The sequence below is a fragment of the Pseudomonas sp. S2_B07 genome (assembly GCF_054668435.1).
Genome location: NZ_CP162769.1, coordinates 5,910,768 through 5,934,784 on the forward strand (window position 1 = coordinate 5,910,768; position 24,017 = coordinate 5,934,784).

General features: G+C 59.8%; 19 protein-coding genes and 1 pseudogene. 13 read left to right on the top strand and 7 right to left on the bottom strand.

Features of this window, described 5'->3' with window-relative positions; all coding sequences use genetic code 11:
• Positions 1–9: 9 nt before the first annotated feature.
• Positions 10–1,392 carry a cysteine--tRNA ligase gene (gene cysS, locus AB4N43_RS27150; RefSeq protein ID WP_027925085.1) on the top strand — a complete coding sequence of 461 codons (1,383 nt, stop codon included), beginning with the start codon at positions 10–12 and terminating at the stop codon, positions 1,390–1,392.
• 217 nt (positions 1,393–1,609) lie between these two features.
• On the opposite strand, the gene AB4N43_RS27155 is transcribed toward cysS, so the two are convergent.
• Entirely contained in the window at positions 1,610–3,460 is a 1,851-nt protein-coding gene (locus tag AB4N43_RS27155; RefSeq protein ID WP_027925086.1) for a sigma-54-dependent Fis family transcriptional regulator, read from the bottom strand.
• A 321-nt stretch (positions 3,461–3,781) separates the two neighbouring features.
• Here AB4N43_RS27155 and AB4N43_RS27160 point away from each other — a divergent pair, with 321 nt between their 5' ends.
• Genes AB4N43_RS27160 through AB4N43_RS27185 form a run of 6 tightly spaced genes read left to right on the top strand, consistent with a single transcriptional unit; the run spans position 3,782 to position 9,718 of the window.
• Positions 3,782–4,876 carry an ABC transporter ATP-binding protein gene (locus AB4N43_RS27160; protein WP_027925087.1) on the top strand — a complete coding sequence of 365 codons (1,095 nt, stop codon included), beginning with the start codon at positions 3,782–3,784 and terminating at the stop codon, positions 4,874–4,876.
• Positions 4,876–5,973, top strand: a complete 1,098-nt coding sequence (locus tag AB4N43_RS27165) for an ABC transporter ATP-binding protein (RefSeq protein WP_027925088.1) — start codon at positions 4,876–4,878, stop codon at positions 5,971–5,973. Before AB4N43_RS27160 ends, AB4N43_RS27165 begins: the two co-directional genes overlap by 1 nt.
• Complete coding sequence (locus AB4N43_RS27170; RefSeq protein WP_027925089.1) at positions 5,970–6,836, top strand: carbohydrate ABC transporter permease; 867 nt, start codon at positions 5,970–5,972, stop codon at positions 6,834–6,836. Before AB4N43_RS27165 ends, AB4N43_RS27170 begins: the two co-directional genes overlap by 4 nt.
• Positions 6,837–6,844: 8 nt before the next feature.
• The gene (locus AB4N43_RS27175; RefSeq protein WP_027925090.1) at positions 6,845–7,645 is read left to right on the top strand and encodes a carbohydrate ABC transporter permease; all 801 of its coding nucleotides are present in this window, start codon (positions 6,845–6,847) and stop codon (positions 7,643–7,645) included.
• A 10-nt stretch (positions 7,646–7,655) separates the two neighbouring features.
• Positions 7,656–7,928 (top strand): DUF2160 domain-containing protein, encoded by a 273-nt coding sequence (locus tag AB4N43_RS27180; RefSeq protein WP_027925091.1) that lies wholly within the window; start codon positions 7,656–7,658, stop codon positions 7,926–7,928.
• 47 nt (positions 7,929–7,975) lie between these two features.
• Positions 7,976–9,718 carry an ABC transporter substrate-binding protein gene (locus AB4N43_RS27185; RefSeq protein ID WP_460152302.1) on the top strand — a complete coding sequence of 581 codons (1,743 nt, stop codon included), beginning with the start codon at positions 7,976–7,978 and terminating at the stop codon, positions 9,716–9,718.
• Positions 9,719–9,916: 198 nt separating this feature from the next.
• Here AB4N43_RS27185 and AB4N43_RS27190 read toward each other — a convergent pair whose 3' ends face one another.
• Positions 9,917–11,326, bottom strand: coding sequence for a heavy metal sensor histidine kinase (locus AB4N43_RS27190; RefSeq protein ID WP_059182574.1), 1,410 nt, complete (start codon positions 11,324–11,326; stop codon positions 9,917–9,919).
• Positions 11,323–11,997, bottom strand: coding sequence for a heavy metal response regulator transcription factor (locus AB4N43_RS27195; RefSeq protein WP_027925094.1), 675 nt, complete (start codon positions 11,995–11,997; stop codon positions 11,323–11,325). The genes AB4N43_RS27190 and AB4N43_RS27195 overlap by 4 nt, the downstream gene beginning before the upstream one ends.
• A gap of 477 nt (positions 11,998–12,474) precedes the next feature.
• Here AB4N43_RS27195 and AB4N43_RS27200 point away from each other — a divergent pair, with 477 nt between their 5' ends.
• The 6 genes and pseudogenes from AB4N43_RS27200 to AB4N43_RS27225 all read left to right on the top strand — a co-directional run.
• The gene (locus tag AB4N43_RS27200; RefSeq protein ID WP_027925095.1) at positions 12,475–13,746 is read left to right on the top strand and encodes a TolC family protein; all 1,272 of its coding nucleotides are present in this window, start codon (positions 12,475–12,477) and stop codon (positions 13,744–13,746) included.
• 49 nt (positions 13,747–13,795) lie between these two features.
• Positions 13,796–14,995, top strand: a complete 1,200-nt coding sequence (locus AB4N43_RS27205; protein WP_460152303.1) for an efflux RND transporter periplasmic adaptor subunit — start codon at positions 13,796–13,798, stop codon at positions 14,993–14,995.
• 65 nt (positions 14,996–15,060) lie between these two features.
• Positions 15,061–18,213, top strand: coding sequence for a CusA/CzcA family heavy metal efflux RND transporter (locus tag AB4N43_RS27210; RefSeq protein ID WP_027925097.1), 3,153 nt, complete (start codon positions 15,061–15,063; stop codon positions 18,211–18,213).
• A gap of 186 nt (positions 18,214–18,399) precedes the next feature.
• The gene (locus AB4N43_RS27215; protein ID WP_027925098.1) at positions 18,400–18,600 is read left to right on the top strand and encodes a co-regulatory protein PtrA N-terminal domain-containing protein; all 201 of its coding nucleotides are present in this window, start codon (positions 18,400–18,402) and stop codon (positions 18,598–18,600) included.
• 67 nt (positions 18,601–18,667) lie between these two features.
• Complete coding sequence (locus AB4N43_RS27220; protein ID WP_027925099.1) at positions 18,668–19,000, top strand: DUF2790 domain-containing protein; 333 nt, start codon at positions 18,668–18,670, stop codon at positions 18,998–19,000.
• A 36-nt stretch (positions 19,001–19,036) separates the two neighbouring features.
• Positions 19,037–19,135 (top strand): annotated as a pseudogene (locus AB4N43_RS27225) (DUF6124 family protein); the annotation flags it as partial.
• 325 nt (positions 19,136–19,460) lie between these two features.
• Here the strand turns inward: AB4N43_RS27225 and AB4N43_RS27230 are convergent.
• From AB4N43_RS27230 to AB4N43_RS27245, 4 genes are all read right to left on the bottom strand, one after another.
• Positions 19,461–20,786 carry an OprD family porin gene (locus AB4N43_RS27230; RefSeq protein ID WP_059182576.1) on the bottom strand — a complete coding sequence of 442 codons (1,326 nt, stop codon included), beginning with the start codon at positions 20,784–20,786 and terminating at the stop codon, positions 19,461–19,463.
• Between the two features lie 146 nt (positions 20,787–20,932).
• On the bottom strand, positions 20,933–21,811 hold the full coding sequence (locus tag AB4N43_RS27235) for an alpha/beta fold hydrolase (protein ID WP_460152306.1): 879 nt from the start codon (positions 21,809–21,811) through the stop codon (positions 20,933–20,935).
• Positions 21,811–22,755 carry a class I SAM-dependent methyltransferase gene (locus tag AB4N43_RS27240; protein ID WP_460152308.1) on the bottom strand — a complete coding sequence of 315 codons (945 nt, stop codon included), beginning with the start codon at positions 22,753–22,755 and terminating at the stop codon, positions 21,811–21,813. The genes AB4N43_RS27235 and AB4N43_RS27240 overlap by 1 nt, the downstream gene beginning before the upstream one ends.
• The gene (locus AB4N43_RS27245) at positions 22,752–23,987 is read right to left on the bottom strand and encodes a YcaO-like family protein (RefSeq protein ID WP_059182579.1); all 1,236 of its coding nucleotides are present in this window, start codon (positions 23,985–23,987) and stop codon (positions 22,752–22,754) included. Before AB4N43_RS27245 ends, AB4N43_RS27240 begins: the two co-directional genes overlap by 4 nt.
• Positions 23,988–24,017: the final 30 nt, after the last annotated feature.

Sequence of the window (24,017 nt, forward strand, 5' to 3'; positions counted from 1 at the left end):
GAAACTAAAGTGCTTACGATCTACAACACGCTCACCAAGAGCAAAGAAGTCTTCAAGCCTCTGGATGGCAACAATGTGCGCATGTACGTCTGCGGGATGACCGTGTACGACTACTGCCACATTGGCCATGGCCGCAGCATGGTCGCGTTCGACCTGGTGACCCGCTGGTTGCGGTTCAGCGGTTATAACCTGACCTACGTGCGCAACATCACCGACATCGAAGACAAGATCATCAATCGGGCGAAGGAGAACGGCGAGCCGTTCGAGGCGCTGACCGAGCGCATGATCACCGCGATGCACGAGGACGAGGCGCGCCTCAACATCCTCAAGCCGGACATGGAACCGCGGGCCACCGATCACATCGCTGGCATGCAAACCATGATCCAGACCTTGATCGACAAGGGCTATGCCTACGCACCGGGCAATGGCGACGTGTACTACCGCGTCGCCAAGTTCGTGGGCTACGGCAAGCTGTCGCGCAAGAAAATCGAAGACCTGCGCATCGGCGCGCGGATCGAAGTCGACGAGTCCAAACAGGACCCGCTGGACTTCGTCTTGTGGAAAGGCGCCAAGCCGGGCGAGCCGAGCTGGCCTTCGCCGTGGGGCGACGGTCGTCCAGGCTGGCACATCGAATGCTCGGTGATGTCGACCTGCTGCCTCGGCGAGACCTTCGACATTCATGGCGGCGGCAGCGACCTCGAGTTCCCGCACCACGAAAACGAAATCGCCCAGAGCGAAGCGGCCACCGGCAAGACCTACGCCAACGCGTGGATGCATTGCGGCATGATTCGCATCAATGGCGAGAAGATGTCCAAGTCCTTGAACAACTTCTTCACCATTCGCGATGTGCTGGAAAAGTACCACCCGGAAGTCGTGCGTTACCTGCTGGTGTCGAGCCACTACCGCAGCGCGATCAACTATTCGGAAGACAACCTCAAGGACGCCAAAGGCGCGCTCGAGCGTTTCTACCACGCGTTAAAAGGTCTGCCGAACGTGGCACCGGCCGGTGGTGAGGCCTTTGTCGAGCGCTTCACCCAGGTGATGAACGACGACTTCGGCACGCCGGAAGCTTGCGCGGTGCTGTTCGAAATGGTGCGTGAGATCAACCGCCTGCGCGAGAGCGATCTCAATGCGGCGGCGGGCCTGGCAGCGCGCTTGAAGGAACTGGCGAGCGTGCTGGGCGTGTTGCAGCTTGAAGCCGATGACTTCTTGCAGGCTGGCGCTGAAGGGCGTGTGGATGCCGCTGAAGTGGACGCGCTGATTGCTGCGCGTCTGGCGGCTCGTGCCGGTAAAGACTGGGCCGAATCCGACCGCATCCGCGACCAGCTCACCGCCATGGGCGTGGTGCTGGAAGACGGCAAGGGCGGCACGACCTGGCGGTTGGCTGACTGATTGCGTTATCCGCTGCAAAACAAAACCCGCCTTGTGCGGGTTTTTGTTTATGTGCAGGGCTCAAAGGTTGTGGTGTCCCGGCTGGCGCTATCGCGAGCAAGCTCGCTCCCACAGTTGATCTTCGCTTGGTTTGAGTTCTGCGCACGACACTGAACCCTGTGGGAGCGAGCTTGCTCGCGATGGTCTAACGCCGAACACCAGGATTGCGGTTCACTCATCACTCAGCCTGGCGCAACCGCTTATAAAGGGTATTGCGACTAACCCCCAACCGCCGGGCCAAGTGCGAAATATTCCCCCCAGCCGCCCGCAACTGCCGATTCAAATCTTCGACATCATTCAAATCCACCGCCAACACTTCTGGCGAATCCACCGGTTCCATCTCCAGATCGACAAAAAAGTCATCCGGCAAATGCTCCGGTCGTACCGGCTGCTCCTCGGCCATGGCCAGCGCCACCTGCATCACGCTGCTGACCTGGCGCAAATTCCCCGGCCACGGATGACGGCCGAACAGTTCCAGCACCTCACGGCTCAACCCGGCCCACTGCGATGGCTCGCGGTGCTGCTCCCACAAACGTTTGAACAAGGCCTGCTTGTCGCTGCGTTCGCGCAGGGGCGGTAGTTCCAGGGTCAAACCGCCGATCCGGTAGTACAGGTCTTCGCGGAACCGCCCCAGTTGCACTTGCTCACGCAACGCACGGTTGGTCGCCGAAATAATCCGGATATCGACCGGGAACAGCTCGCTGCTGCCCACCGGTTGCACGCAGCGTTCCTGCAATACCCTCAACAACCGGGCTTGGGTCGGCAGCGGCATGTCGCCGATTTCATCGAGAAACAGGGTGCCTTTATCGGCTTTGCGGATCAGCCCGATGCTGCCTTTCTGGTTGGCGCCGGTGAACGCGCCTTTCTCGTAGCCGAACAGCTCGGATTCCACCAGTTCGGCGGGGATCGCCGCACAGTTGACCGCAATGAACGGTTGTTTGCTGCGAGAGCTGGCCTGGTGCAGGGCTTTGACGAAGACTTCCTTGCCGACCCCGGTTTCGCCGTGGATCAGCAGTGGAATGTCCTTCTCCAGCAGGCGTTCAGCCTGACGCACGGCTTTTTCCACGCGGCTGTCGCCGAAGTGCAGGGTGTTGAGGCTGATCGTTTCGGGTGCCGCCACGACCACCGGTTCAGCGCTCTTGGGTTCAGAAAACAGTCGCGCTTGAATCGGTACTTGTTTCGGCCGCCGCAGCAGGCACTGAAAGCGATTGCGCCCCGAGGCTTGCAGCGCGAACGGCAGGCCGTCGGGCTGGTTCAGCAATTCCAGCAGTGACACCTTGAACAGGCTTTCGACGCTGACCCGCGACAGGCTGATGCCCAGCAGATTGTCGGCCCGGCGGTTGGCGGACAGCACCTGGCCGGTCTCGTCGAAGATCAACAGCCCGGCCCATTGGCTGTCGAGGTTGTTCAACCCGGTGTTGAACGTCAGTTGAAAGTGCTGGCCGTGGAACAGGTTGAGAATCAGCCGGTTTTCCACGGTCTGGCTCATCATCTTGACCATGCCGAGGGTATGGGACGGCGGCAGGTAGCTGTCGCTGGACACGTCCAGCACCGCGATCACTTTGCGCTCGGCATCGAAAATCGGCGCGGCGGAACCGGTCATGAAGCGATTGGCTTTCAGGAAGTGTTCATCGTGTTCGATGTGCACGGCCTGCTCGCAGGCGAGGGCGGTGCCGATGGCGTTGGTGCCGCTGCAACGCTCCATCCAGCTGGCGCCGGCGCTGAAACCACGGGTCAGGCTCGGCTCGATAAAGCGCTGGGTGCCCCACGACGTGAGCACCTGGCCTTGATTGTCGGCGAGCATGATCAGGCAGTTGGAATTGCTCAGGATGTTTTCGTAATACGGCAGGACTTCTTGATGCGTGGTTTGCACCAGGGAATGCTGGCTCTCCAGCAATTGTGCGATGCCTTCGGCCGGCAGCTGATCAAACGCGGGTGCACTCTGATGATCAAGCCCGAAGGCGCGGCAACGCTTCCAGGAGTCCTGAATGACGGCGTCGTGGGAGAGCGGCGAGGCGGGTGCGGCCATGGCAGTCGATCTCTGAACATTATTATTTTTGTTGTGAGTAACGCGATTCATGTAGCAGCCTTCGGCAGCTGCTACAGGGCCGTGCGTAATTCGGAATATTTCGCAGTAAAACGGTGTGTAGAGTGTTGTTCACTATTGTTCATTGTCAACCAGCGGATTGTTCAGTTGTTCAGCCTCAGTTGTTCATTTCTGTTCAGCAACGAAAGTGCTCACACCCTTCACTGAAGGATTTTCAAACCAGATCAATAGCTTGCAATTTCTGGCACGAAACTCGCTCTGTAGCTCCGGTCGCTTGACTCCAAATAATAAAAAGGCCGAGCCATGTCATTAACCCTGGAGCACGTCAGCCGCACCGTCGAGGGCCAGACCTGGATCGACGATGCCTGCCTGAGTTTTGAACCCGGTTCCTTCAACGTTTTGCTCGGGCGCACGCTGTCCGGCAAAACCAGTCTGATGCGCCTGATGGCCGGGCTGGACAAGCCCGACAGCGGCCGCATCCTCATGAACGGCGTCGATGTCACCCAGCGCCCGGTGCGTTTGCGCAACGTGTCGATGGTTTATCAACAGTTCATCAATTACCCGACCATGACCGTCTTCGAGAACATTGCCTCGCCATTGCGCCAGGGCGGTGTGTCCAATGAGCTGATCCAGAGCAAAGTGCTGGAAACCGCGAAGATGCTGCGCATCGAGAAGTTTCTCCAGCGCCATCCCCTTGAACTCTCCGGCGGTCAGCAACAGCGCACGGCCATGGCCCGCGCGCTGGTCAAGGACGCCGAGCTGATCCTGTTCGACGAGCCGCTGGTCAACCTCGATTACAAGCTGCGCGAAGAACTGCGCCAGGAAATGCGCGAGCTGTTCAAGGCCCGCCACACCATCGCCATCTACGCCACCACCGAACCCAACGAAGCCCTGGCGCTGGGCGGCACCACGACCATTCTTCACGAAGGCCGGGTGATCCAGAGCGGCAAGTCGTCCGAGGTCTATCACCAGCCGCAAAGCGTGCTCGCGGCAGAGCTGTTCTCCGAGCCGCCGATCAACCTGATGCCGGGGCGCATTGCCGGCAACGAAGTCAGCTTCGCCAATTTCGTGCACTTCCCGTTGAACGTGGATTTGCGGCCGGTGGGCGAGGGCGAATTCCGCTTTGGCGTGCGGCCGAGCCACATCTCGCTGGTGCCGAGCAACGACGATGACCTGGAGCTGGCCGTGACCGTCGAGGTCGCCGAGATCAGTGGTTCGGAAACCTTCCTGCACGTGCGCAACGAGCATTTCCTGCTGGTGCTGCACTTGCCCGGCGTTCACGAATACGACGTCGATGCACCGATCCGCATCTATATCCCGACCCATAAATTGTTTGTGTTCGATGCGCAGGGACGTCTGGTCCAGGCGCCCGGCCGCCGTATTGCGAGGGTTGCCTGATGGCCGAAATCCGTTTGCAGAACCTCGCCCACAGTTACACCAAAACCCCCACCGGCCCTGAGGATTACGCGATCCGCGAGATGGATCACATCTGGGAGCAGGGCGGCGCCTATGCGTTGCTCGGGCCTTCGGGGTGCGGCAAGTCGACCTTGCTCAACATCATTTCCGGGCTGCTCAGCCCCTCGCAGGGGCATGTGTTGTTCGACGGCAAAGCGGTCAACGACCTGACGCCGGAGAAGCGCAACATCGCCCAGGTTTTTCAGTTCCCGGTGGTCTACGACACCATGACGGTGTTCGATAACCTGGCGTTTCCGCTGCGTAACCAGGGCATGGCCGAGGCGAGAATTCACAGCAAGGTGCAGGAAATCGCCGAGGTCCTTGACCTGCAGGCGTTGCTGAGCAAAAAGGCCAGCAACCTCACCGCCGATGAAAAACAGAAAGTCTCCATGGGCCGTGGGCTGGTGCGCGATGACGTCTCGGCGATCCTGTTCGACGAACCGCTGACCGTGATCGATCCGCACCTGAAGTGGAAGCTGCGGCGCAAGCTCAAGCAGATTCACGAGCAGTTCAACATCACCATGGTCTACGTCACCCACGATCAGCTGGAGGCCTCGACCTTCGCTGACAAAATTGCGGTGATGTACGGCGGGCAGATCGTGCAATTCGGTACGCCGCGGGAATTGTTCGAACGGCCGAGCCACACCTTTGTCGGCTATTTCATCGGCAGCCCGGGGATGAACCTGATCGAGGTCACGCCGCAACCGGGTGGCGTGGGGTTCGCCTCGACGCACCTGCCGCTGTCCGAGGCGCAACAGCAGCGCATCGCCGAGTCCGAGTGGAAAACCCTGAAAGTCGGCATCCGTCCGGAGTTCGTCCACGTGTGGGAAGAACCCTTTGATGACGCGATGCAAGCACAGGTCGTACACATCGAAGACCTCGGGACCTACAAGATCCTGACCCTGAACCTCGACGGCGCGCCGTTGAAAGTGCGCCTGGCCGAAGACAAACCGGTGCCCGAAGGCACGGCGTACATCAGTTTTCCGGCGCAGTGGTTGATGGTCTATGCCGATGATTACCTGCTGGAGACACAGCCATGAACAAGGTGCAAAACAACAAGGCCTGGTGGCTGGTGTTGCCGGTGTTCCTGCTGGTGGCCTTCAGTGCGGTGATCCCGATGATGACGGTGGTCAACTATTCGGTGCAGGACATCTTCGACCAGTCCAGCCGCTACTTCGTCGGCGCCGACTGGTACAAGCAGGTGCTGCTCGATCCGCGCCTGCATGACTCGCTGCTGCGGCAGTTCATCTACTCGGCCTGCGTGCTGCTGATCGAAATCCCGCTGGGCATCGCCATCGCCCTGACCATGCCGACCAAGGGCCGCTGGTCGTCACTGGTGCTGATCATCCTGGCCATTCCACTGCTGATTCCATGGAACGTGGTCGGCACCATCTGGCAGATTTTCGGCCGCGCCGACATCGGCCTGCTGGGTTCGAGCCTGAATGCCATGGGCATTAACTACAACTATGCGTCGAACACCATGGACGCCTGGGTCACGGTGCTGGTGATGGACGTGTGGCACTGGACGTCGCTGGTGGCGCTGTTGTGCTTCTCCGGGCTGCGGGCGATTCCGGACGTGTATTACCAGGCGGCGCGGATTGATCGGGCCTCGGCGTGGGCAGTGTTCCGGCACATCCAGTTGCCCAAGCTGAAAAGCGTGCTGCTGATCGCGGTGATGCTGCGCTTCATGGACAGTTTCATGATCTACACCGAGCCGTTCGTACTGACCGGTGGCGGCCCTGGGAATGCCACGACGTTCCTCAGTCAGACGTTGACCCAGATGGCCGTAGGGCAATTCGACCTGGGACCGGCAGCGGCGTTTTCGCTGGTGTACTTCCTGATCATCCTGTTGGTGTCCTGGTTGTTCTACACCGCCATGACTCACTCTGACGCCAACCGCTGAGGCCCATCATGAGCAAGAGAAAGCTGATTCCACTGCTGATCTACATCCTGTTCCTGCTGGTGCCGATCTACTGGCTGCTGAACATGTCCTTCAAGAGCAACACCGAAATCCTCGGCGGCCTGACGTTGTTTCCCTCGGACTTCACCTTGCATAACTACAAGGTGATTTTCACCGATCCGAGCTGGTACACCGGTTACCTCAACTCGCTGTATTACGTGAGCCTGAACACGGTGATTTCCCTGAGCGTGGCGCTGCCAGCGGCGTATGCGTTTTCGCGCTATCGCTTCCTCGGTGACAAGCACCTGTTCTTCTGGCTGCTGACCAACCGCATGGCACCGCCGGCGGTGTTCCTGCTGCCGTTCTTCCAGCTGTATTCCTCGATCGGGCTGTTCGACACCCACATCGCCGTGGCCCTGGCTCACTGCCTGTTTAACGTGCCGTTGGCGGTGTGGATTCTTGAGGGCTTCATGTCCGGTGTTCCCAAGGAAATTGACGAAACCGCCTACATCGACGGCTACAGTTTTCCCAAGTTCTTCGTGAAGATTTTCATCCCGCTGATCGGTTCCGGGATCGGCGTCACGGCGTTTTTCTGCTTCATGTTTTCCTGGGTCGAGTTGCTGTTGGCGCGCACGCTGACGTCGGTCAACGCCAAGCCGATTGCGGCGGTGATGACGCGCACGGTATCGGCGTCCGGTATCGATTGGGGCGTGCTGGCGGCGGCGGGGGTGTTGACCATCCTGCCGGGCATGCTGGTGATCTGGTTTGTTCGCAACCACGTGGCCAAGGGCTTTGCCCTCGGCCGGGTATGAGGAGCTGATGATGGAATGGATGAGTTGGACGGTCCCGACCGCGGCGTTCTTCATCGTCATTGGCCTGATTCTGGTGGGCATGACGACCTGGGAATTGCGTTCGCCGAGCATTCTTCGGCGGGGTTTGTTGCCGATTGCCACCACCCGTGGCGATCGGCTGTTTATCGGTCTTCTCGGCAGCGCCTACCTGCATTTGCTGGTAATCGGCGTCACCGACTGGAGCATCTGGGTAGCGTCCGCGTTGTCCCTGGTGTGGCTGTTGGCTGTGATGCGTTGGGGCTAGTCGAATCGCTCGGCAATGTTGCTCCGAAAATCAAACAGGAGGTCTCTATGTTCGACAAAAACAATAAGCTGCGACATAGCATTTCATTGGCAGCCATGCTGGCACTCAGTGGGTTGAGCGCTGCGGCCTGGGCCGACGCCTATGAAGACGCTGCGAAGAAATGGATTGGCTCCGAGTTCAAACCGTCCACCCTGACGGCCGAGCAGCAGCTCGCGGAATTGAAGTGGTTCATCAAGGCAGCCGAGCCTTTTCGAGGGATGGACATCAAAGTCGTCTCCGAAACCCTGACCACCCACGAATATGAGTCCAAGGTGCTGGCCAAGGCCTTTACCGAGATCACCGGGATCAAGGTGACCCACGACCTGCTGCAAGAAGGCGACGTGGTGGAAAAACTGCAGACCGTGATGCAGTCGGACAAGAGCATCTATGACGGCTGGGTCAACGACTCGGACCTGATCGGTACGCACTTCCGCTACGGCAAGACCGAAGCGATCACCGACCTGATGGCCAACGAAGGCAAGAACTTCACCTCGCCGACCCTGGACCTGAAGGACTTCATTGGTATTTCCTTCACTACCGCCCCGGACGGCAAGCTCTATCAGCTGCCTGACCAGCAGTTCGCCAACCTGTACTGGTTCCGCGCCGACTGGTTCGAACGGCCGGAGCTGAAAGCCAAGTTCAAGGAAAAGTACGGCTACGAATTGGGCGTGCCGGTGAACTGGTCGGCCTATGAAGACATCGCCAAATTCTTCAGTGAAGACGTCAAGGAAATCGACGGCAAGCGGGTCTACGGGCACATGGACTATGGCAAGAAAGACCCGTCCCTGGGCTGGCGCTTCACCGATGCCTGGTTCTCCATGGCCGGTGGCGGCGACAAAGGCCTGCCGAACGGTTTGCCGGTGGACGAGTGGGGCATCCGCGTCGAGGATTGCCACCCGGTGGGTTCCAGCGTGACCCGCGGCGGCGACACCAACGGCCCGGCGGCAGTCTTTGCCACGCAGAAATACGTCGACTGGCTCAAGGCCTATGCGCCACCGGAAGCGGCGGGCATGACCTTCTCCGAGTCGGGGCCGGTGCCGTCCCAGGGCAACATCGCCCAACAGATCTTCTGGTACACCGCGTTCACCGCCGACATGACCAAGCCGGGCCTGCCGGTGGTCAATGCCGATGGCACGCCGAAGTGGCGGATGGCGCCATCGCCGCGCGGTCCGTATTGGGAAGAGGGCATGAAGCTGGGATATCAGGACGTGGGTTCGTGGACGTTCATGAAGTCCACGCCTGAGAAGCAGAAACTGGCGGCGTGGCTGTATGCGCAGTTCGTGACCTCGAAAACCGTGTCGCTGAAGAAAACCATCGTCGGCCTGACGCCGATCCGCGAGTCGGACATCAACTCGCAAGCGATGACCGACCTGGCACCGAAACTCGGTGGTCTGGTCGAGTTCTACCGCAGCCCGGCCCGCGTGCAATGGACCCCGACCGGGACCAACGTGCCGGACTATCCGCGTCTGGCGCAACTGTGGTGGAGCCACATCGCCGAAGCGGCCAGCGGCGAGAAAACCCCGCAACAGGCACTTGATGGTCTGGCCAAGGATCAGGACGCGATCATGTCCCGTCTGGAACGTTCGAAGGCGCAAACCACCTGCGCCCCGAAAATGAACCCCGAGCGCGATGCGCAATACTGGTTCGATCAACCGGGCGCACCGAAGCCGAAACTGGCGAACGAGAAGCCGAAAGGCGAAACCGTGAGCTACAACGAGCTGCTGAAATCGTGGGCGGATGCGCGTAAGTAAACCTCTGTACTGAGCAAGGCGAACGGCACCGAAAGGTGCCGTTTTTGTGGGTGCCTGACCCACCGCCATCGCGGGCAAGCCACGCTCCCACAGGTTTCAGCGGGGGCACACATGCTGCGGACGACGGTGATCACTGTGGGAGCCGGGCTTGCCCGCGATGAGGCCGGCCCCGGCAGCGGATATCTCAAATACGATGCTTCAGTGCGCCACCCCCTCAATCGCAGGAAACCCCAACCGAAACACCGTCATCACTCCCGGCAGGCTCTTAACCTCCGCCACGCCCTGATGCAGGCTCATGATCGAGCGCACGATGGCCAGGCCCAGTCCGGTGCTGCCTTGTGCACGGCAGCGGCTGCTGTCGACGCGGTAAAAGCGGTCGAACAGATGGGGCAGATGCTGCGCCTCGATGCCCGCACCGGGGTTGCTGACCAGCAGGGAAACCTGCGTCGCGCCTTGTTCAATCAGCAGCGACACCGTTTGCCCGGCGGGGCAGTGACGCAGGGCGTTGGACAGCAGGTTCGAGATCGCCCGCTGGATCATCAGCCGGTCGCCCATCACCCGGGCACTGCCAATGACCGTCAACTGAATCTGCTTGTCCTGTGCGGACAGGGAAAACAGGTCGGCGACTTTCAGGGCTTCATCTTCCAGCGCAATCAGCTCGAAAGGCGTCAGCGCCGCCGGGTGGCTGACCTGCGCCAGAAACAGCATGTCCGAGACAATCCGCGCAAGGCGATCCAGTTCTTCGGTACACGACACTAAAACGTCCTTGTACTCATCCGTCGTGCGTTCACGGGAGAGCGTCACCTGTGCCTTGCCCATCAGGTTGTTGATCGGCGAGCGCAGTTCGTGGGCCAGGTCATCGGAGAACTGCGACAACTGCTGCACGCCGCTGTCGAGGCGATGCAGCATGAAATTGATGCCCTGCGCCAGTTCACTGAGTTCCTGCGGCATGTTCACCACCGAGAGTCGATGGTCGAGGTCTTGCGTCGACACCATCTCCGCCACTTTACGAAACTCTCGCATCGGTGCCAGGCCACGCTGCACGGCCGCCCAGGCACAGAGGCCGATGAGGATCAGCAGCAACGGCAACGCCATCAGCGTCGTGCGCAGATAGGCACTGAGCAATGCCTGATCGTGGGCATTGTCCATCGACAGCATTACCGGGACGCTGGTGCCGTCCTTCAGGCGGATCAATCGGGAGGCGGTCAGAAACTTTACGCCTTGGGCATCGGTGCTGGTGGAGTAAGCCAACTGATCGGTGGCCGCCCGCATGACCTTCAGTTCGACGCGCGGATCGGCCATGCCGGAGCCGGACTTCAACAACGGTGATCGCAGGTTCGAGCGGTCATAAATCGTTAGCGTCAGGTTGTCATGCCCCATGACCTGATCGAGCAGAATGTGCGGTTTGCCACTGACTTCATTGGCATCGATGTACAGCGACAGGCTGTGTTCCACCTGCGCCATTTTCTTTTCCAGACTGTCCCGGGAGAGTGAATTGAGCTCATGGGTCAGGGCGAAATACGCCAAGCTCGCCAGAAACACCACCAACAGCGCCCCGAGAATACTCACCGTCAGGCCGAGGCGCAGCGACAGGCTCACCGGCTTCATTCCCGCGCCTCCAGCACGTAGCCGACACCGCGCAGGGTATGAATCAACTTGTTGTCGAAGGGGTCATCGATTTTCGCCCGCAAGCGCCGGATCGAGACTTCGACCACGTTGGTGTCGCAGTCGAAGTTCATGTCCCACACCAGCGAAATGATCTGGGTGCGGGTGAGCACCTCGCCGGACTGGCGCATCAGCAGATGCAGCAGCGCGAATTCCTTGGTGGTCAGGTCGATGCGCTGCTCGCCGCGAAAGGCGCGGTGGCGCCCCGGGTCGAGTTCGAGGTCGGCGACTTTGAGCACCTGTGGCACCGGGATGTTTTCGCTGCGGCGCATCAAGGTGCGTACCCGCGCCAGCAATTCCGGAAACTCGAACGGCTTGACCAGGTAGTCATCGGCGCCCAGGTCCAGGCCACGAATCTTGTCGGCGAGTCGACCGCGCGCGGTCAACATCATCACCCGGGTGGAGCGGGTACGCCGCAGTTGTTCAAGTACGCCCCAGCCATCCAGTTCGGGCAGATTCACGTCCAGGATCACCAGGTCATAAACCTGTTGCAGGGCCAGATGCAGTCCATCGGCCCCCGTTGCCGCGTGGTCAACGATATAACCACTTTCCGTCAGTCCCTGATGTAAGTATTCGGCACTTTTAAGCTCGTCCTCGACGACAAGGATTCGCATGATTAATCACCACTTCTGTTTAAAGGATATGTAACTAAGTTGGTCGGGAAAGTTGTTGTTTTTGTAAGGGTGTCCGGACGGGTTTCAATAACGGCGAATTGTACGGGTTTTGTGTTTTGCTTCAGCGGTTCTCCGTATCAACGTGTGCAAGGTAAAGGTTGTAGTGGCTACAGGGTCAACCAAAAACATCGGTGCTGTGCCTTTAAACCGGCCCTCTGCGACGGCTTGTCGCAGTGCATGTGTCCAAAATTTCATCCGCTGCATGAGAACTGAGTTCGGGCAAGTACTGTTCGGCGGATAACCACTGAGCATTTGTTTCTGTGTATTGCGATGTTGGCTTTTGTACTTCGCATGCTAGAGCAAAACAACTTGCCGGAACCGTGGATAACGGATTTGTAATGTTCCAGTCACCTTGTCGATAAGTTCAGAACTTTACCGTGGCGGCACCGAAGATTCTTGATTTAAGGAAGTATTCCATTGCCCGGTTTAAGAGAACTGACGGCGCGATCACGCCTGAAAAAAACGCGGCGGGTGGTGAGTGCCACCTGTTTTTTATGGCTGGCCGGTCCAGGTTTCGCAGCGGACTTGCCCGGCTCGACGCTGACGCTGGACCAGGCACTGCAAACGGCGTTCGCCGGCAACCCTGACCTGGCGGCAGCGCAGTGGGAAATCGGCATCGCCCAAGGGGACCGGCAGCAGGCCGGCTTGATTCCCAACCCCGAAGTGTCGTGGGAGGCTGAAGATACCCGGCGCGATTCGCGCACCACCACGGTGATGCTCAGCCAGCCGATTGAACTGGGTGGCAAGCGCGGTGCACGTATCGAGGTGGCGAGCCGCGCGCAGGACGCCGCCGGAATCGAGCTGGAACGCCAGCGCAATGCCTTGCGCGCCGATGTGATCCAGGCGTTTACCGGCGCACAGACCGCCCAGCAGCGGTTGCGGTTGTCCCGTCAGTCGCTGCAACTCGCCGAGCAGGGTGTGCGCGTGGCGCAAGGGCGTATCGAGGCGGGTAAATCGTCACCGGTCGAAGGCACGCGGGCGCAGGTGCAATTGTCGGAAGTGCGGCTGGAGTTGAGCCGGTCCGAACGTGATCAGAGCAATGCCTACCAGCAATTGGCGCAGGTCATGGGTTCACCGCTGCCGACGTCGGTGAATGTGCAGGCCGCTCCTCAAGGCATGCCCGCCGTACCGCCGCCGACCCGGTTGCTCGAACGCTTGAACGAAACCGCCGAGCTGCGGCTGGCCAAATTGCAGATCGATCAGCGTGAAGCTTCTTTGGGGCTGGAGAAAGCACAGCGGATGCCCGATCTGACCGTCAGTGTCGGCAGCCAGTACAGCGAAACGGAGCGCGAGCGAGTGAACGTGGTGGGGCTGTCGATGCCGATTCCGCTGTTCAACCGCAATCAGGGCAACGTGCTGGCCGCCGCGCGCCGCGCTGATCAGGCGCGGGACCTGCGCAATGCCACCGAGCTGCGCTTGCGCACCGAAATCCAGACCACCCTGGAGCAATGGCAGACCGCCAATGGCGAAGTCAAAGCGTTCAACCAGACCATCCTGCCCGCCGCGCAAAGTGCCGTTGACAGCGCCACCCGCGGTTTCGAAATGGGCAAGTTCGGCTTCCTCGACGTGCTCGATGCCCAGCGCACCTTGATCAGTGCCCGCACCCAGTACATCCAGGCCGTTGCCGAGGCGACGGACGCGCGGGTGCGCATCGAACGCATTTTTGGCGATCTCGCCGTCAGCCCTTGAATTTCACCTTTTACCTGACTGCGCGATGGTCTGACGCAGAGGAGTTTCCATGGATAAAAAACTGATTGTTGTCGCTGCGGCGACGTTGGCACTGGGCATTGGCATCGGTTCGATGTGGACGGGCAATGCCTCCGTCGACGCCCACGCCGATGAGGCGGCGGAGCATGCCGACCACGCCGAAGCAGGCGCCGCTGCCGACGGCGAACAGGCCGAAGGCGAAGAAGGACTCCTGACGTTGAGCGCCGAGCAAGTTGCTACAGCGGGCATTCAATTGGCCGAAGCCGGGGCGCAGAACATCAGCCTCGGTTTGTCGTTTCCCGGCGAAGTGCGCTTCGACGAAGACCGTACCGCCCACGTTGTGCCACGCGTGCCGGGGGTGGTCGAGTCGGTGTCGGTCAATCTCGGGCAGCCGGTGAAAAAGGGGCAGTTGCTGGCGGTGATCGCCAGTCAGCAGATCTCCGATCAGCGCAGCGAACAAGCTGCTGCACAGCGGCGCCTGACATTGGCGCGCACCACTTACGAGCGCGAGAAGCAGTTGTGGCAAGACAAGATTTCCGCCGAGCAGGATTTCCTTCAGGCGCGCCAGGCGCTGGAGGAAGCCGAAATTGCCCTGAACAATGCCCGGCAGAAAATCAGCGTGCTCAGCGGCAGCGTGGTCGCCACCGGCGGCAATCGCTATGAGTTGCGCGCGCCGTTCGACGGCGTGGTGGTGGAAAAACACCTGACGCCGGGGGAGGTGGTTGACGAAACCACGGCGGCGTTCACGCTTTCGGACCTGTCGCGGGTGTGGGTGACCTTCGGCGTGTCGCCCAAGGACCTGAACCAGGTGCAAGTGGGCAAAACAGTCACCGTCAGCGCCCCGGAATTGAACGCCGAAGTCGTCGGCACCGTGGCTTACGTCGGCAGCTTGCTCGGCGAACAGACGCGCACCGCGACGGTTCGCGTCACCCTGGAAAACCCGCAAGGTTCGTGGCGTCCGGGACTGTTCGTCGCTGCCCGGGTCGCCACCGACAGCCGCCAGGTCAAGGTCGCCATCCCCGAAACCGCGATCCAGACGGTCGAGGACAAACCCACGGTGTTTGTGCGCACCGACGACGGCTTCAAGGCGCAAGCGGTGGAGCTGGGCAGTCGCGCGGCCGGTCAGGTGGAAATCATCCAGGGGCTGGAGCCGGGCGTGCAGGTCGCTGCTGCCGGCAGCTTCATCCTCAAGTCGGAACTGGGCAAAGCCTCGGCTGAGCACGCTCACTAAAGACGCTCACCGCAGACAGTGACTGAAGACTCCCACCGATACGCCCCCTCGACGAGAAGGTTCTCATGTTCGAACGCCTGATCCAGTTTGCCATCGAGCAGCGCATCATCGTGCTGCTCGCCGTTTTGCTCATGGCCGGCCTCGGCATCGCCAGTTATCAAAAACTGCCGATCGACGCCGTGCCGGATATCACCAACGTCCAGGTGCAAATCAACACCGGCGCCCCCGGGTTCTCCCCGCTGGAAACCGAGCAGCGCATCACCTTCCCGATTGAAACCGCGATGGCTGGTTTGCCGGCGCTGGAGCAGACCCGTTCGCTGTCGCGCTCGGGGCTGTCGCAGGTCACGGTGATCTTCAAGGACGGCACCGACCTGTTCTTCGCCCGGCAACTGGTCAACGAGCGATTGCAGATCGCCAGGGAACAATTGCCCGAGGGCGCGGAGGCGGTGATGGGGCCGATTTCCACCGGTCTCGGCGAGATTTTCCTGTGGACGGTGGAAGCGCAGGACGGGGCGCTGAAGGACGACGGCACGCCATACACGCCGACCGATCTGCGGGTGATTCAGGACTGGATCATCAAGCCGCAATTGCGCAACGTCCAGGGTGTCGCCGAGATCAACACCATCGGTGGCTTCGCCAAGGAATACCAGATTGCTCCCGATCCGAAACGGCTGGCGGCTTACAAGTTGACCCTCACCGATCTGGTGACGGCGCTGGAGCGCAACAACGCCAACGTCGGCGCCGGTTACATCGAGCGCAGCGGCGAGCAATTGTTGATTCGTGCGCCGGGGCAAGTGGCGAGCACCGAGGACATCGCCAACATTGTCATGGCCAATGTCGACGGCACGCCGATCCGGGTGAAGAACGTCGCCACCGTGGACATCGGCCGCGAATTGCGCAGTGGTGCCGCCACTGAAAACGGTCGCGAAGTGGTGCTGGGCACGGTGTTCATGCTGATCGGCGAGAACAGCCGAACCGTTTCGCAAGCGGTTGCCAGCAAGCTCGAACAGATCAACAAATCCCTGCCCAAAGGCGTGATCGCGGTGCCGGTGTACGACCGCACGCACCTGGTGGACAAAGCCATCGCCACGGTGAAGAAAAACCTGGTCGAAGGCGCGATTCTGGTGATCGCGATTCTGTTCCTGTTTCTCGGCAATATCCGCGCGGCGCTGATTACCGCGATGGTGATTCCGCTGTCGATGCTCTTCACCTTCACCGGCATGTTCAGCAACAAGGTCAGCGCCAACCTGATGAGTCTTGGCGCACTGGACTTCGGGATCATCGTCGATGGCGCCGTGGTGATCGTTGAAAACACCTTGCGACGGCTGGCCCATGCGCAGCAGCATCACGGGCGATTGCTGACCCGTTCCGAACGGTTTCACGAAGTGTTTGCCGCCGCCAAGGAGGCGCGGCGTCCGCTGATTTTCGGCCAGTTGATCATCATGGTTGTGTACCTGCCGATCTTCGCCTTGAGCGGTGTCGAAGGGAAAATGTTCCACCCGATGGCGTTCACCGTGGTCATCGCGTTGTTGGGCGCCATGCTGTTGTCGGTGACGTTTGTTCCGGCAGCCATTGCGCTGTTCGTGACCGGCAAGGTCAAGGAAGAGGAGGGGGTGGTCATGCGCGGCGCGCGCCAGGTTTATGCGCCGGCGTTGGCCTGGGTGATGAGCCATCGGGCGCTGGCCGTGGGCATGGCCTTGGGCGTGATTGTGCTCAGCGGGGTCATGACCAGCCGCATGGGCAGCGAGTTTGTGCCCAGCCTCAGCGAAGGCGATTTTGCCCTGCAAGCCCTGCGCGTGCCAGGCACCAGCCTGACCCAGTCGGTCGACATGCAGCAGCGTCTGGAAACCCTGATCCTTGGCAAAGTGCCGGAAGTCGAGCGTGTGTTCGCCCGCACCGGCACCGCCGAAATCGCCTCCGACCCGATGCCGCCGAACATCTCCGACAGCTACGTGATGCTCAAGCCGAAAGAGCAGTGGCCGGACCCCGGCAAGTCCCGTGAAACCCTCATGGCCGAACTGCAACAAGCCGCCGCGACGTTGCCGGGCAGCAACTATGAACTGTCGCAGCCGATCCAGTTGCGCTTCAACGAACTGATTTCCGGCGTGCGCAGCGACGTGGCGGTCAAGGTGTTCGGCGACGACATGGACGTGCTCAACGCCACGGCGGCGAAGGTGGCCGCAGCGTTGCAGAAGGTCGATGGCGCTTCCGAGGTCAAGGTTGAACAAACCAGCGGCCTGCCGGTGCTGACCATCAACATCGACCGCGACAAGGCCGCGCGTTATGGCCTCAACGTGGGCGATGTGCAAGACACCATTGCGGTGGCGGTCGGCGGGCGCAAGGCCGGGACGCTGTATGAAGGCGACCGGCGTTTCGACATGGTGGTGCGCCTGTCCGATGCCATGCGCAAGGACATCGACGGCCTGTCGGCGCTGCTGATCCCGGTGCCGGCGCCGCTCAATGGCACTGCCGGCCAGATTGGCTTCATCGCACTCAAGGACGTCGCCAGCCTCGATCTGGTGCTCGGACCCAATCAGGTCAGTCGCGAAAATGGCAAGCGGCTGGTGATTGTCAGCGCGAACGTGCGTGGGCGCGACATTGGTTCGTTCGTTAAAGAGGCCGGCGAGGTGATCGAGCGCGATGTGCAGGTTCCGGCGGGCTACTGGACCAGTTGGGGTGGCCAGTTCGAGCAATTGCAGTCGGCGGCCAGGCGCTTGCAGATCGTGGTGCCGGTGGCGCTGCTGTTGGTGTTCGGCTTGTTGTTCATGATGTTCAACAACCTCAAGGACGGGCTGCTGGTGTTCACCGGGATTCCGTTTGCCTTGACCGGTGGCGTCATGGCGTTGTGGTTGCGGGACATCCCGCTGTCGATCTCGGCAGGCGTCGGATTCATTGCGCTGTCGGGGGTGGCGGTGCTCAACGGGTTGGTAATGATCGCGTTCATCCGCAATTTGCGCGAGGAGGGGCGTTCGCTGTCTGATGCGATCAACGTGGGTGCGCTGACGCGGTTGCGGCCGGTGTTGATGACGGCCCTGGTGGCGTCACTGGGCTTCATTCCGATGGCGCTGGCGACTGGCACCGGGGCAGAGGTGCAGCGGCCGCTGGCGACGGTGGTGATCGGCGGAATCGTGTCCTCGACCCTCCTCACGTTGCTGATCTTGCCGGCGCTGTATCAGCTCGCCCATCGCAGGGATGAGGACCCCACTGATCCCTTGTAGGCGTGAGCCTGCTCGCGATAGCGGTCTATCAGGCAAACGTTCATTGACTGACCCACCGTCATCGCGAGCAGGCTCACTTCTACAGGTTTAGCGCGCACATAACGGATATGTAATTTGCACGCCACCGTCACGAAAGGTTCGGATTGTTACCTTGATCCCGTTAGTTAATTAAACGAGGAATCAAAGATGAAACTTGTAAAACTGGGTGCGTTTGCAGCGGCGTTGGTGATGTCTTCTGTGGTCATGGCGGCCGGTGGCGGCGACAGGACATTCGCAAGAATGATGGCGGCCAAAGACCGTTCCGTTGAGCTGTTCGTCGCCAAGGAACAGGCCCGCGACACCGTCGTCGTCAATGAAAAGAAGGACGATAAGACCAAAGACTTGTAAGCGTGCCGCACTTGAACAAGCCCGTCATCGAATTCCGGTGATGGGCTTTTTTATGAAGGTGATGAACATGAAATTGATCAAGTTGATGACGTTCGCCAGCGTGATGGCGATGTCCCTGAATGTGTTTGCTGAGGGCGGCGGCGATCGCACGTTTGAGCGTGCGCTCAGCGCCAATGCCAAAGCCATGGAACAGTACGCCGCCGACCAGGGTAAAGCTGCGCCGGTGGTTAAGGATTATGCGTACGGGATGAAGCTGGATGTGGTGAAAGTGGTCAGTGTGGTGCGCCCGCAAGCGGCTTGCGCTGCGGTGCCGGCCGCAATGACCTACGAAGACTCCAAGGGCCAACTCAACACCCTCAAATACACCGTGGCTGGGGATTGCCCTAAGCGCGGTGGGTAAGGCTTACATTGCGTACTTCAATTCGCGATGTTTAAGGTTGTGGAAGGCACCCACCGCAGGACGCTGCAGGGAATTGCGCAGGGCGTCATGCTCGGCGAACTGGCGGTGAACAAAGCACTGGATAACATTGATCCGGTCGGCTATTCACCGCTGACCCCCTGTTGGAGTGAGCCTGCTCGCGATAGCAGTGGGTCAGTCGATGAAGAGGCTGGATGAGCCGGCCTCATCGCGAGCAGTCTCGCTCCCACAGTATTTTTGGGCTGCCTGCTGACTCTGCATACACCGCAAAACCTGTGGGAGCCGGGCTTGCCCGCGATAGCGTTGGGTCAGTCAATGAAGAGGCTGGATGAACCCGCCAAATCCGGGCGCAAAAAAAAGGCGCCCCAAAGGACGCCAAAAAATTCACCTCTTACCAAAGGAGCCAGGAGCTTCTAAAGGTGAATGCCTATAACCCGTAAAGTCAGAGAATCGCCAACGGGTACTCGATAATCACCCGCACTTCATCCAGATCCGATTCATATGCAGTGGCGCGGGTATTGGCCTGGCGCAGGCGCAGCGACAGGTCTTTCAGCGAGCCGGTCTGCACCACGTATTTGACTTCGATGTCGCGTTCCCAGCGCTTCTGGTCGGTGAGTGGATTACCGTCGGCATCGCGGCGCATGTACACGGCGTTGGCGTTGGAATAGTCGGCGTCGGTGCCACGGGCGTAGCGGGTCATGAACGACAATCCCGGTACGCCGTAGGTCGTCATGTCGAGGTCGTAACGCACCATCCACGAACGTTCTTTGGGCGAGTTGAAGTCGCTGTACTGGATGGAGTTGTCGAGGAAGATCGAGTCGGACTGGCGCAGGTAGTCAAAGTCGTCATTGCCGTTGTTGCGCTGGTGCGACAACGCCACGGAATGCGCACCAAGTTTCACGCCGACCCGGCCGCTCCAGATGTTGTTGTCGAACCGGCCGAGCAACTGCTTGCCTTCATCGACTGCCTTGTAATAGTTGAGGCCGCCAAACAACGACAGGTCGTCCGATAGCGGATACGTCCACGCGGTGCCGGCGTAATACTGATTCCAGGCATCCTTGAGGCGGCTCGAATACAGGCTGAAGCTGAGGTTCTTGTTCAGCGCATAATCGCCGCCGCCGTAAGCGATCCACGGCGAATTGACCGGGCCGGCGTAAAACGTCGCGAAGTTTTCGCGCATGTCACTGGACACCGGTTGACTCATCGCATGCAGGCGTCCGCCCTGAACCGACAATCCCTCGAGGCTGGTGTTGGTCGCCGTGACGCCGCGAAAGCTTTCCGGCAGCAATCGTGAATCACCTGCCGCGACGACCGGGGCGGCAGGGAACACATCACCGACCTTGACTACCGTATCGAAGGCCCGGATTTTGGCTGCGCCTCCGACCTTGGTGTATTCATCCCGCGCTTCGCCTTCACTGTTGACCGGCAGCACGTCGAACGAACTGCGGCCACCGTTGCGGCCGTCACCGGTATCGAGCTTCAGGCCAATCATGGCAAACGCATCAACGCCGACCCCGACGGAGCCTTGAGTAAACCCGGACTCGAACTTGCTGATGATGGCTTGGGCCCAGGCCTCGGAATATCCATTGCCGGTAGGGCTCGACTGGCCATGACGGTAATCACGATTGAAGTAGAAGTTGCGGTTGAGCACCGTCAGGCTGCTGCCTTCGATAAACCCCTCGGCCTTATCTTCCGCCAGGACCATGGACGGCCCTGAGCCGACCACTACAGCCAACGCGGCCATCGACATTTTTTTATTGTTAACCATCAATCACTCCTTGGGTTCGGCAGAACGGGAACGTGCTTCGGCGTGGGTTTTATTGTTCGGCGGGCATCGGCCCGCCGGCATAGTCGCCGGGTCACATCGTTGCAAGCTGCGGATAACGCGAAGGTGATGAGGGCATTACAATTTCGTCATGTCGGAGTCGCCTGCGCATACGCGCGTTTCAACGACAGACGCACGGTTTTTAGTACCGGCAACTCGAAAGCGTTGTGCCCGGCGCGTAGGAGGCGGCAGTGAATGGGCTGGCGCTCGCGCAACCAGCGCAGGCTGAACAGGCCGAAGGTGTCTTTGATGCCTTGTATCACCAGGGTGTCGGCGTTGAGCGAAAGGTTTTCGTCATCCACGCTGAAGAAGTACCGGTTAACGTGGTAGTGCAATTCCAGGCGGATGCCGCGCACGGCGTCGTCGTCAACGAAATCTTCGAGTGCGCCAGGGGGCATCGATTGTCCATTCAAATGCAATGCCGCCCCCAACCAGTGAAGCGCCGCATGACGCTGCTGTGTTGAACAGTCGTTAATCAGGGCTTGGTAGATCGCCTCCGCACTGGCGGCGCAGGTTCCATGAGGCATTGCCGACAAGCCGTCGCTCAAGGCTTTATCGTAGGCACCTACATTGGCCGCAAACGGCACGAACACAGAGACCAACGTGGTTTTCAGAACAGCCTCGGGATGGCGTTGTTGGTACTGGATGGCCAGCCAGCTTCCCCAGGAGACGCCGAGCAGGCTGATTTTCTCGAAGCCCAGGTGCTGGCGCAGGGCTTCGATGTCTTGGACACAAAGCCAGGTATTGTTGTACTGGAGTTCGCCTTGGGGAAGGGAGCGTCCGCAGCCACGCTGGTCGAACAGAATGATGTCGAAACAACGCTCATCGAAAAACTCCAGGTGATGGCGGTTGCTGCGACCACCCGGTCCGCCATGCAGAAAAAATATCGGTTCGCCACCTGGCGTACCGTATCGCTCCCAATAGAGATGATGGCCGTCGTCTGTCGGGTAGTAGCCGTTTCTGATCATCAGAGGGGCATCCTCAGCCGGTAGAACTGAAACAGTTCCGTGTGGCCTGGACGGGCCGCAACGCAGGACATCAGCTCAAGCTTGAGCAACTGCGCCATGTAAGGCACGGCGATCAGCACCGGTGTATGGCCGAAAAGAAGAAGGGTGCCGCCCGGCTTAACGCATGCCGCCAAATCGTGGAACGCTTTCTGCGCGTCCTCGCGCGTCATCACTTCGGCATTGAGGAAACGCAGTATCAGTACATCGCATGTGATGCCGGCTGTTGCGACGTCGCCGGCGTCGGCACAGTAGAACCGGACGGGTGACGTGCCGTGACGCGTCTTGGCATGTTCAATCATCGACGCTGAGCGATCAGAGCCCAGACACTGACGGTCCGGGAGTTCGGTGGCCAGATGAGCGATGAATTCGCCCGTCGAACACGCCGGATCAAGGATCACTGCTCCCGGATCCGACAGGGTCTTGAGCAGGTTTGCGCAATGCTCGCGAAAATGTGTTTCGTCGGCATTCAACTGTGTGGCGAGTGACTCGTTGCACTGCCAATAATCGGGCGGGCATACCGATTCAACACCCCTGTCATCCATGGCCGGAAACGGGAAACGCACTTCGCCGTCAGGTTGCGCCACTGCGTTGGTGAACGCCGTTTCCTTCTCCTGCAAAGACACCGCACGGAAATAGATCACTGCGCCTTGATTGCCCCACTGCCATTCAGCCAACGGCCCGAGCAGCATCCAGGGCTTGAGCAGGCTGCTGATGTGCCAGCCGTCAGTGTCGCGGTGTTGCAGGACTTTGCGACCTACCCAATCGTTGCCGTTCACGCGCAAAACGAACAAATGATGCAGGCCCGGGCCGAAGGGTTCGATGTGGACATCGAGTTCGTCTGGCATTGCTTTGCGATGGGCGAAGGCATGAGTGAGGTGGCGCTCTCGACGAAAGGCAGGGGTCATGCTGCCACTTCCTGATGTTTTTGCAGGCGCCGTCCGCGTGCCTGCGGGATCACCACATTGCCACTGGATATCACGAAAAACCGTTCCAGCCCCGGAATGACCACATTCACCAGCGTGGTCCCCAGTTGGGTCTGATGCAGCTGGGTTACCCCGAGCGTGCGCCCATGCCGCTGCAGGTCGTTGGCCAGCAAGTTGATTTGCTCCGCCAACGGGCGCTCATTGACTGCGTCGGGTAATTGAACCGTGAGTTGCTCGCACAGACTCAGCAGTGGAGACAGATCGAATTGCAGGCAGCGAAGCAGGCGCGGAAATTTGCTCAGGTGCCTTTGTGCGTTACTCAGGAAATACTGCAGTTCTGGCTCCGAGGCGGTGTGATGCAGCTGGACGAGTTCGGTCAACGCCCGCCACGCGCCATGCCGGGGGCTGATTGAGCAACCGCTCCCAAACACGTTGGGGTGGGTGCCAGGTTTGGTAGAGAACGCCAGGAACGTGTGTGGCAGGAATTCGGTGCTGATGTCGACCAGGGCGATTTCTGCTCCGATCTCCGATTCGGCATCTCGCCATAATCGGCCCAGTTCTTCGTCATCCGTCACTCGAGCGACCCGGCGCAGCGCTGGCTGGTTTTCGTAGTAAAAATGCTCCAGCAGAAACAACGAGACCGCATCGCGTTCGATGCATTCATTGGTGGCATGCAAGACGGCTTCGTTGTAACTGGCGCCAATGGCTGTTCCACTGTTAGAGGCGTAACGTCGCAACACACCGTAGTGTGTTGTGTCTTGTTTCAGTGGGTTGGATGAATAGTCGGGAGTGCATAAAGCAACCGGGTAATAGAATGAAGTTTGTTTGAAAACATCCGAATAAGTTCTGCAGGCTGTCAATACGTTGTTTTGTTCGATCAGGGGGGAAAGGACGGTGTCATCGATAAATAATTCAGACTCGGCAAAATAACACGGGGCGATGCAATCAATATCGGACGTATTGAAATGATCGCTTAAATAATGCTCCAGTGTTTCGTAAAGTGCTCCAACATGGGCGTGAGGCTGATAACCCTTGCCCGCCCCCCGGGCGATGCCGCGCGGGTTGCCGGAACTGGCACAGACCTGCACCGCGACGATTTGTTGGCCTAATACGCGGGGCTCGGCGCGAAGTCCCAGACTCGCCAGTTCGGCGTAAATCCGCTGTTCGGCCTGCGCAAGGGTGAGGTCTCGTTCTGCAGGTGTGAAACTGTCCATGGTTGACTCCCTTGAAAAACGGGGGGGCAT

Excerpts from the sequence above, each read along its gene's own strand:
- AB4N43_RS27195 (WP_027925094.1), bottom strand. The coding sequence starts at position 11,997 with ATGCGAATCCTTGTCGTCGAGGACGAGCTTAAAAGTGCCGAATACTTA.
- AB4N43_RS27235 (WP_460152306.1), bottom strand. The coding sequence starts at position 21,811 with ATGATCAGAAACGGCTACTACCCGACAGACGACGGCCATCATCTCTAT.
- AB4N43_RS27185 (WP_460152302.1), top strand. The coding sequence starts at position 7,976 with ATGTTCGACAAAAACAATAAGCTGCGACATAGCATTTCATTGGCAGCC.
- AB4N43_RS27155 (WP_027925086.1), bottom strand. The coding sequence starts at position 3,460 with ATGGCCGCACCCGCCTCGCCGCTCTCCCACGACGCCGTCATTCAGGAC.
- AB4N43_RS27245 (WP_059182579.1), bottom strand. The coding sequence starts at position 23,987 with ATGGACAGTTTCACACCTGCAGAACGAGACCTCACCCTTGCGCAGGCC.
- AB4N43_RS27240 (WP_460152308.1), bottom strand. The coding sequence starts at position 22,755 with ATGACCCCTGCCTTTCGTCGAGAGCGCCACCTCACTCATGCCTTCGCC.
- AB4N43_RS27230 (WP_059182576.1), bottom strand. The coding sequence starts at position 20,786 with ATGGTTAACAATAAAAAAATGTCGATGGCCGCGTTGGCTGTAGTGGTC.
- AB4N43_RS27160 (WP_027925087.1), top strand. The coding sequence starts at position 3,782 with ATGTCATTAACCCTGGAGCACGTCAGCCGCACCGTCGAGGGCCAGACC.
- AB4N43_RS27220 (WP_027925099.1), top strand. The coding sequence starts at position 18,668 with ATGAAATTGATCAAGTTGATGACGTTCGCCAGCGTGATGGCGATGTCC.
- AB4N43_RS27180 (WP_027925091.1), top strand. The coding sequence starts at position 7,656 with ATGGAATGGATGAGTTGGACGGTCCCGACCGCGGCGTTCTTCATCGTC.
- AB4N43_RS27190 (WP_059182574.1), bottom strand. The coding sequence starts at position 11,326 with ATGAAGCCGGTGAGCCTGTCGCTGCGCCTCGGCCTGACGGTGAGTATT.
- AB4N43_RS27215 (WP_027925098.1), top strand. The coding sequence starts at position 18,400 with ATGAAACTTGTAAAACTGGGTGCGTTTGCAGCGGCGTTGGTGATGTCT.
- AB4N43_RS27205 (WP_460152303.1), top strand. The coding sequence starts at position 13,796 with ATGGATAAAAAACTGATTGTTGTCGCTGCGGCGACGTTGGCACTGGGC.
- AB4N43_RS27175 (WP_027925090.1), top strand. The coding sequence starts at position 6,845 with ATGAGCAAGAGAAAGCTGATTCCACTGCTGATCTACATCCTGTTCCTG.
- AB4N43_RS27170 (WP_027925089.1), top strand. The coding sequence starts at position 5,970 with ATGAACAAGGTGCAAAACAACAAGGCCTGGTGGCTGGTGTTGCCGGTG.
- AB4N43_RS27210 (WP_027925097.1), top strand. The coding sequence starts at position 15,061 with ATGTTCGAACGCCTGATCCAGTTTGCCATCGAGCAGCGCATCATCGTG.
- AB4N43_RS27165 (WP_027925088.1), top strand. The coding sequence starts at position 4,876 with ATGGCCGAAATCCGTTTGCAGAACCTCGCCCACAGTTACACCAAAACC.